The following is an 8,332-nucleotide window of genomic DNA, read 5'->3' as shown; positions in this document are numbered from 1 at the left end:
TCGATTTCATCATCCCGTATGACGGTTTCATGGCAGGCGGCCGGGTGGCCTCCGCCGACGACGGACGGGCCACAAAGTCGGGTGGAAGCGCGGCTCGGGCAATCCGTCCGTCATCCACCGAAAGGGTCGCTAGCGGGCGCGGAGGGCGACTTCCGGCGCCCGTAGCGACGTGAGGCCCGGGAACGCGACCGGGAAGGCGCGTGCGACCGCCTCGCCCGCCTCCTCGAGCGTGAGGGGGGCGCCCTCCGACGCGAGGCTCGTCATCTCGACCCCGCGGATGCCGCACGCCACGATCCCGCGGAAGTTCTCGAGCGGCTCGGGCGTGACGTTGAGCGCGAACCCGTGCCAGGTGATCCAGCGGCTCGCGTGCACCCCGATCGAGGCCACCTTGCGGATCGCACCCTCGCGGAGGAGAGGGTCGGCGTGCCCCGAGACGACCGTGCCGAAGCCGTCATCCTCGACCATGACCACGGCTCCGGCGGGCGCGGTGCCCGTCCACACCCCCGTGTAGGACTCGACCCGGAAGCCGGGCAGCCCGCACTCCGCGAGCACGCGCAGCAGCACCTCCTCGATGCGCCGCAGATACCAGTGCAGGTCCATTCGGTGTGCGCGGAGGTCGAGGATCGGGTAGCCCACCAACTGGCCGGGGCCGTGATAGGTCACGTCGCCGCCCCGCTCGATCTCGACCACGTCGAGGCCGCGGTTCTTCAGCCACGCCGCGTCCGCCGGGAGGTGGCCGGACTCCGACCCCCGTCCGAGCGTGATCACGGGGAAATGCTCGACGAGGAGCAGGAGGTCGTGGTCCGGCGGAGTGGCGCGCCGCCAGCGCGCGACGGCGCGCTGCAACTCGAGGACTTCCCGGTATTCGCGGCGGCCGAGGTCGACCACCCGCAGTTCGCGCCCCCCGCTCACAGGACTTTCCACCGGATTCTCCGGCTGCCTACATGTGGATCGCGCGGCCCAGGGCGGCGAAGGCGGCCTCCATCACGGCCTCCGCCATGCTGGGGTGCGCGTGCGCGTGCGAGACGATCTCGTCCAGGGTGGCCTCGAGTTCGCGCGCCATGCCCACCTCCGCCACGAGTTCGCTCACGTTGTGCCCGATCATGTGGACGCCCAGCACCTCGCCGTACTTCGCGTCCGCCACGATCTTCACGAAGCCGTCGGCGGATTCGGCGGTGAGCGCGCGCCCGTGCGCCCCGAGCGGATATTTGCCCGTCACCACCTCGTGCCCCGCCTCCTCCGCCTGCGCCCGGGACATGCCGATCGAGGCCACTTCGGGGTGGCAGTACCCGACGGAGGGGATGTTGCCGTACGTCACGGGGTGTTTGGCCACGCCCGCGATGTGCTCGGCGGCGATGATGCCCTCGTGCGATCCGACGTGCGCGAGCATGGGCTGCCCCGCGACGTCACCGATCGCGTAGACCCCCTCCGCGCTCGTCCGGCACCATTCGTCGATCCCGATGAAGCCGTCCTCGAGCGCGACCCCGTTCTCCTCGAGACCGAGGTGGTCCGTCACGGGCCGCCGTCCCACGGCCATCAGGACGAGGTCGGTCTCCCCGGCGGTCTCGCTGCCGTCCGGGTTCACGACCGTAAGCACCATCGGGCTCGCGTCGCGGTCCAGTTGCTTCACCCGCGTGTTCACGAGGTTGCGGATGCCCCGCTTCCGGAACGAGCGCTCGAGCGTCTTGCCGATCTCCGGGTCCTCGAGCGGGACCAGCGTGTCGAGCGCCTCGATGAGCGTGACTTCGACCCCGAAGGCGTTGAACACGTCGGCGAATTCGACCCCCACGAAGCCGGCCCCGACGATGGCCATCCGCCCCGGCAACTCCTTGAGTCCGAGCGCTTCGCGGCTCCCGATCACCCTCTCGCCGTCGAGTTCGAAGCCGGGGAAAGTCTTCATCACGGAACCCGTCGCGAGGATGACGTTCCGGGTCGCGAGTTCCCGGTCGCCGCTGTCCGAATCCACGGCGACCCGGCCGGGCCCCGCCAGCCGCCCGCGGCCCTCCACGATGTCGACCTTGTTCTTTCCGAGCAGGTACTTCACGCCGGCGGTGAGCTTCCGCGTGATGATGCGGCTCCGCTTCACGGCCGCCGGGAAGTCGTATTCCACCTGGATGGGCTTCACCCCCATGCGGGCGCCGCGGTGCTGGAGGTTGTGCGCGAGCGCCGCGCTCTCGAGCAAGGCCTTGGCGGGGATGCAGCCCCAGTTGAGGCAGGTGCCGCCGAGCCCGCCCTCGTACGAGCCGCTCTCGACGCAGGCGGTCCTGAGTCCGAGCTGGGCGGCCCGGATCGCGGACACGTAGCCCGCCGGACCGGCCCCGATCACGACAACGTCGTAGGTCTCCGACATTCTATTCCCTGACTGGAGCCGCTAGAGCAGCATCTCGAGGGGGTTTTCGAGCATCGCCTTGAAGGTGCCGAGGAACGCCGCGCCCGTGGCCCCGTCGATGACGCGATGATCGCACGACATCGTGACGCGCATGCGCTTGCGCACGACGACCTCGCCATCCGCGACGACCGGCTTCTCGACCGTCTGCCCGATGGCGAGGATGGAGGCTTCCGGCGGGTTGATGATCGCCGTGAACTGGTCGATCTCGAACATGCCGAGGTTGCTGACCGAGAACGTGCCGCCCTGGTATTCCTCCGGGGCGAGCTTCCGCCCGCGCGCCCTCGCGATGAGGTCCCGCGCCTCGGTCGAGATCCGCCGCAGCCCCTTGCGGCCCGCATCCCGCAGGACCGGGGTGATGAGGCCGCCGTCGATGGCGACCGCGATCCCGAGGTGCACGGCTCCGTGATAACGGATCGCGTTCTCCTCCCAGGAGGCGTTCACCGCCGGATGACGGTTGAGCGCCTCCGCGGTCGCCTTCAGGAGGAGGTCGTTGACCCCGATCCTGCCCTCGGCGAAGCGGGCGTTGAGGTCCGCGCGCAGTTCCAGCGCCCGTCCCATGTCGACCTCGGTCGTGAGGAAGAAGTGGGGCACGGGGCCGATCGACCGGGCGAGGCGGCGCGCGATCGCCTTGCGCATCTGGCTCGGCTCCTCGACCCGATCCTCGAGGTGCGGGAGGGGCGGCGGCGGTGGGGTGAGCGGCGGGAGGACCGGCGTCGGCCCGCGGGGCGGTGCGGCGGCGGTGCGGGAGGCCAGCGCGGCCTCGACGTCGGCCTTGACGATGCGGCCGCCCGGGCCGGAGCCGGTCAGGCCGGCCAGGGCGATCCCGCCCTCCGCGGCCATGCGACGCGCCACGGGCGAGGCCTTGATGCGGCCCCCGGCCGCGCGCGTTGCCGCGCCCGCGCCCGCCCCGTCGGGCTCGTAGGCCGTCCGGGCTTCCGTCGCCCCGACCGGCTCCTCGGCTACGGCTGGCTCGGGCGGCGCGGCTTCGGCCGTCCGCGCGGCCGCCGCCTCGGCCAGCAGCGCGTCGATCGACTCGTCCGGCGCCGCGATCACGCCGATCAGCGCGCCGACGGGCACCGTGGCGCCCGCCCGCACGACGATCTTCCGCAGCACGCCGCCCCCGAGCGCCTCGACGTCCATGTTCGCCTTGTCGGTCTCGATCTCCGCGACGATGTCGCCCTGCGAGACGGTGTCGCCCTCGGCGACCTTCCACTCGATGAGCTTGCCCTCCTCCATCGTCGGGCTCAGCTGCGCCATCACGACCTTCGTCGCCATCGGGGCCCCTGGGCTGCTAGCTCGCGTAACACACGTGGCGCACCGCTTCCGCCACATGCTCCGCGTTGGGAATCACCAGCTTCTCGAGGTTCTTCGCGTACGGCATCGGGACGTCCAGCCCGTTCACGCGCGCGATCGGAGCGTCGAGCGAATCGAACGCCTCGCGCTGAATGTCGTCCACGACCTGCGCGCCGATGTTGCACATCGGCCACCCCTCCTCCGCCACCACGGCCCGGTTCGTCTTCTTCACCGAGGCCACGATCGCGTCCACATCGAGCGGGCGGACCGTGCGCAGATCGAGCACCTCGGCGTCGATGTCCTCCTTCTCCAGCGCCAGCGCCGCCGCCAGCGACTGATGCACCATCTTCGAATGGCACACGATGGTCACGTCGGACCCCTCTCGCTTCACCTCCGCCTTCCCGATCGGGGTCAGGTATTCCTCTTCCGGCACCTCGTCCCGCACGAGGTTGTACATCATCTCGCTCTCGATGAAGACGACCGGATCGTTATCGCGGATCGCGCTCTTGAGGAGCCCCTTCGCGTCCCGCGCCGTGGCGGGTGCGACCACCTTCAGCCCCGGCACGTAGCTGTACCAGGGTTCGGGCGACTGTGAATGCTGCGCCCCGAGCTGCAGCGCGGCGCCGCCCGGCCCCCGGAAGACGATGGGCACGTTGTACTGCCCACCCGACATCTGGTACGTCTTCGCCGCCGAGTTCACGACCTCGTCCACCGCCAGGAGGGCGAAGTTCCATGTCATGAACTCGACCACCGGGCGAAGGCCGGCCATCGCCGCGCCCACGCCGAGTCCCGCGAACCCCAGCTCCGCGATCGGCGCGTCGCGCACGCGCCATTCCCCGAACTCGTCGAGCAGGCCCCTGGTGACCTTGTAGGCGCCGTCGTACTCGCCCACCTCCTCGCCGATGATGAAGATCGAGTCGTCGCGCGCCATCTCCTCGCGGAGGGCTTCGTTCAGCGCTTCGCGGTAGGTGCGGATGGCCATCAGCGGAGCTCCTTCCGCCACGCGTCGCGCCGCCGCACGTCGTCCGGATACCCGTCCGAGTACACGTAGCGATAGGTCGCCTCGGGATCGGGGAAGGGGCTCCGGTCCGCGAACCCCGCGGCCTCCTCCGCGACCTCGATCGCCTCGCGGTCCAGCGTCTCGTACTCCTCCTCCGTGAGCCTGTCCGCCTCGATCAGCCGGCGCGAAAAGGAGAGGATGGGATCGTCCGACCGCCACTTCTCCACTTCCTCGCGCGTCCGGTACGTGCCGTGGGTCGGGTCCGCCATCGAGTGGCCCATGTACCGGAAGCAGCGGGCCTCGATGAAGCTCGGCGTCTTCTCCTCCCGTGCTCGTTCGATCGCTTCCTCCACCGCCCGTCGCATCGCGAGCAAGTCCATGCCGTCCACGGCGAGGGTGGTGAGTCCGGCGTATCCCCGCCCGCGGTCCTTGAGTTCCTTCACCGCCGTCACGCGCCGGAAGTCGGTGCCCATCCCGTACTGGTTGTTCTCGAGGAGGAAGATGACGGGGAGCTTCCAGCGCGCGGCCATGTTCACCGACTCGTGAAAGGCCCCGATGTTGACGACGGAATCGCCGAAGAAACAGAGACACACCTGGTCTCCTCCGCGGTAGCGGATGGCGTAGCCGGCCCCGATCGCGAGCGGCAAATGGCTGCCGACGATGCCGTGTCCGCCCATGAAGTTGAGCGAGGCGTCGAACATGTGCATCGAGCCGCCCAGGCCCCTGGAGCACCCGTCCGCGCGCCCGTAGAGCTCGGCCATGACCGCGTTCGGCGTAATTCCGCGGACGATCGCCTGGGCGTGTTCGCGATAGGCCGTGATCATGTAGTCGTCCGGGCGCAGTGGCGAGATCGCCCCCACGGCGACGGCTTCCTGTCCCGTGTAGAGATGACAGAAGCCGCCGATCTTCCCGGTCTGGTAGACCTCCGCCGCCTTCTCCTCGAAGCGCCGCGCAACGATCATCTGCCGCAGGAGTTCGACGCACTCTTCCCGCGAGAGCCCGAGAAAGGCTTCGAGGTCCTGTCGCGGCCCGGCGCCTGTCCCGTCCGATACCGCGGCCACGGACGGGCCGGAACTCGACGCGGGGCTCATCCGGCCGCCGCCAGCGCCGCGACCCGCTGCCGCAGTTCGAGCACCTGTTCGCGGGCGTGGTAGCTGGAGCGGACGAGCGGTCCGCTCTCGACGTGAAGGAAGCCGCGCGACTCGCCGATCTCCTTCCAGCGGTCGAATGCCTCCGGCGTCACATACCGGTCGATCGGCAGATGGTCCGGAGACGGCCGCAGATACTGGCCCAGCGTGAGGATCTGGACGCCGGCCTCCAGCGCGTCCCCCATGAACTCGTCGATATCCGCGGCGGTCTCGCCCAGCCCCAGCATGATGCCGGTCTTGACCAGCACCTCATCGTCCAGTTCGCGGCCCGTGCGCAGCACCGCGAGCGAGCGGTCGTACCGTCCGCCCGGCCTGGCGACCCGGTGCAACCCGCGCACCGTCTCCACGTTGTGGTTGAAGATCTCCGGTCTGGCGGCGATCACCGTGCGGATCGCGTCCGGGTTGCCCCGGAAGTCGGGGGTGAGGACCTCGATCGAACACTCGGGCCGCCGCAGACGGATTTCCCGGATCATCTCCGCGAAGATCCAGGCGCCTCCGTCCGGCAGATCGTCCCGGTCGACGGAGGTGATCACGCAGTGGTTCAGCCGCAGCCGCTCGATCGCCTCCGCGACCCGCCGCGGCTCGTCTTCGTCCAGCGCTTCGGGCCGTCCGTGCGCGATCGCGCAGTACGGGCAGTTGCGGGTGCAAACGTCTCCCATGATGAGGAACGTCGCCGTCCCCGCTTCCCAGCATTCCCCGATATTCGGGCACTGCGCCTCCTCGCACACGGAGCTGAGTTCCAGTCCCCGCATCAGCTCCTTGAGGCGCATGTAGTTGGGCCCGCCGGGCGCCCGCACCTTGAGCCAGCGCGGCTTGCGCGACGGCCAGGCGTCCGGCGTCCCGTTTCCTCCCTGTATGACTTCGAGCGGCTTCAACCTGCGGCCCTCTCGCTCCTCGTTCGGACGTACACTCACGCCTCGCGCGCGAAACTTCAAAAGATACCGGGTCGCGCGCGACGCACCAACCCGCCGGGTCCCGGCGCGCCCTGTCTCGGCCCGATTGCTCCCCCCGCACCCCCCCGGTATCTTCTCGCGCATGACCTACATCATCACCGAACCGTGTATCACCACGAAGGACGCGTCATGCGTCGACGTGTGCCCGGTCGACTGCATCTACGAGGGCGAGGACCAGTTCTACATCCACCCCGAAGAGTGCATCGACTGCGGAGCCTGCGTCCCCGAATGTCCGGTCGAGGCGATCTTTCCGGACGACGAGGTGCCGGAGCAGCACGACGCCTTCACCGAGAAAAACTACGCCCACTTCGACGTTCCCTTCCCGGGCTGAACCGGTGCGCCGCACCGACCCCGGGGCCGGACTCTGACGGAAGCCGCATGAAGGGATCCAAAACCGGGTTCGCCGCGGCCGCGCTCCCGGCCCTGGTCTCATGCCTGCTCTCTCCCCGGCCGCAGCTGGCTCAGGTCCACGGGCACGGAGCCCAGGCGCACGAGCATGATGCCGCCACGCCGGAGACGGGGGAGGTGGAGACCCCCGAGGCCGGACCTCCCCGGCTTCCGCGGGAGAACCCTCTCATCGATGTGCGACTGCGGGAGGGGGGACGCGAGGCGGAGATCGTGATCGGTCCGGTCGCGCTCCCTGCCGCCGGTCCGCACCTGCGGCCTCAGGTCCAGCTCGCGGAGCTGCCGCTGGCCGGCTGGCTGCACGGCTTCTCGTGGGACATGCGGGACCGCAACGGCAACCCGCTCCCGGACCGCCTGCTCCATCACGTGAACGTCATCGACCCCGACAATCGCGAGCTCTTCTCGTCCGTCCCGCGGCGCGTGCTCGCGGCCGGGCGCGAGACGAAGAGCGTGCGCCTGCCGAGCGTGCTCGGGATCCCCGTCGCCTCGGGCGCCCGGGTGCTGGTGAGCGCGATGTTCGCCCCGCTGCCGGACCGGTCGTTCGAGGAAGCGTACCTGCACGTCGTGCTCCGCTATCGACCGGCCGATGAACCCGGCCTGCTCGGTCCCTGGGCGGTGTACCCGTTCTACCTCGACGTGATGGGACCGGTGGGCGAGAAGGAGTTTCCGCTCCCGCCCGGCACCCACGGGATGAGTTGGGAAGGCAGCCCTGCCGTCGATGGCCGCATCTTCGCGATCGGCGGACACATGCACGACTACGCGGACTGGTTGCGGCTCGAGGACGCGACGAGCGGCCAAGTGCTGTGGGAGGGCCGGCCCGAGGTGGACGAGAACGGCCGCACGGTCGGGGTCCCGGTCAGCATGGTGTGGTGGCGCGGCGGGCTGAGGATCCGGAAGGACCACGTCTATCGCGTCGCGGTGCAGTACACGAACCCGCTCCCCGCCCCGGCGCCGGACGGCGGCATGGGGGCGCTCGGCGGCATCATCCTCGCCCCCGAGGACGCCTGGCCGGCGTTCGACCGCGAGCACCCGGACTACGTACAGGACCTGCGGAACACCCTCGACAAGCCGAACGAGGCCGGCCATGGGCACGGCCACGCGCACGGTCCCTCACTCGGCTCCGGCGGCGGCTGCTAGCGGTCGA

At 69.9% G+C, this 8,332-nt stretch carries 8 protein-coding genes; 2 read left to right on the top strand and 6 right to left on the bottom strand.

All coding sequences use genetic code 11. The annotated features are described in order from the left end of the window. Positions 1 to 129 precede the first annotated feature (129 nt). From lipB to lipA, 6 genes are read right to left on the bottom strand one after another with little or no spacing between them, the layout of a single operon-like run. Positions 130 to 924 (bottom strand): lipoyl(octanoyl) transferase LipB, encoded by a 795-nt coding sequence (lipB, locus tag ACOQPP_RS10780; protein WP_419164008.1) that lies wholly within the window; start codon positions 922 to 924, stop codon positions 130 to 132. A gap of 16 nt (positions 925 to 940) precedes the next feature. Then, positions 941 to 2,350, bottom strand: a complete 1,410-nt coding sequence (gene lpdA, locus ACOQPP_RS10775) for a dihydrolipoyl dehydrogenase (RefSeq protein ID WP_419164007.1) — start codon at positions 2,348 to 2,350, stop codon at positions 941 to 943. A gap of 21 nt (positions 2,351 to 2,371) precedes the next feature. Continuing rightward, positions 2,372 to 3,664, bottom strand: coding sequence for a dihydrolipoamide acetyltransferase family protein (locus tag ACOQPP_RS10770; RefSeq protein ID WP_419164006.1), 1,293 nt, complete (start codon positions 3,662 to 3,664; stop codon positions 2,372 to 2,374). Positions 3,665 to 3,680: 16 nt separating this feature from the next. Next, positions 3,681 to 4,664, bottom strand: coding sequence for a pyruvate dehydrogenase complex E1 component subunit beta (locus ACOQPP_RS10765; protein ID WP_419164005.1), 984 nt, complete (start codon positions 4,662 to 4,664; stop codon positions 3,681 to 3,683). Then, positions 4,664 to 5,773 (bottom strand): pyruvate dehydrogenase (acetyl-transferring) E1 component subunit alpha, encoded by a 1,110-nt coding sequence (gene pdhA / locus ACOQPP_RS10760; RefSeq protein ID WP_420636517.1) that lies wholly within the window; start codon positions 5,771 to 5,773, stop codon positions 4,664 to 4,666. The genes ACOQPP_RS10765 and pdhA overlap by 1 nt, the downstream gene beginning before the upstream one ends. Then, positions 5,770 to 6,744, bottom strand: a complete 975-nt coding sequence (gene lipA, locus ACOQPP_RS10755; RefSeq protein WP_420636516.1) for a lipoyl synthase — start codon at positions 6,742 to 6,744, stop codon at positions 5,770 to 5,772. Before lipA ends, pdhA begins: the two co-directional genes overlap by 4 nt. Positions 6,745 to 6,865: 121 nt before the next feature. Here lipA and ACOQPP_RS10750 point away from each other — a divergent pair, with 121 nt between their 5' ends. Then, positions 6,866 to 7,114: an indolepyruvate ferredoxin oxidoreductase subunit alpha gene (locus ACOQPP_RS10750; RefSeq protein WP_419164887.1), complete on the top strand. Its 249-nt coding sequence runs from the start codon at positions 6,866 to 6,868 to the stop codon at positions 7,112 to 7,114. Between the two features lie 47 nt (positions 7,115 to 7,161). Further along, positions 7,162 to 8,325, top strand: a complete 1,164-nt coding sequence (locus ACOQPP_RS10745; RefSeq protein WP_419164888.1) for a hypothetical protein — start codon at positions 7,162 to 7,164, stop codon at positions 8,323 to 8,325. The last annotated feature ends 7 nt before the right edge of the window (positions 8,326 to 8,332 follow it).

It is taken from the genome of Candidatus Palauibacter sp. (genome assembly GCF_965222475.1).
Classification (GTDB): Bacteria; Gemmatimonadota; Gemmatimonadetes; order Palauibacterales; family Palauibacteraceae; genus Palauibacter.
This window is presented reverse-complemented; position numbering and strand designations above follow the sequence as displayed.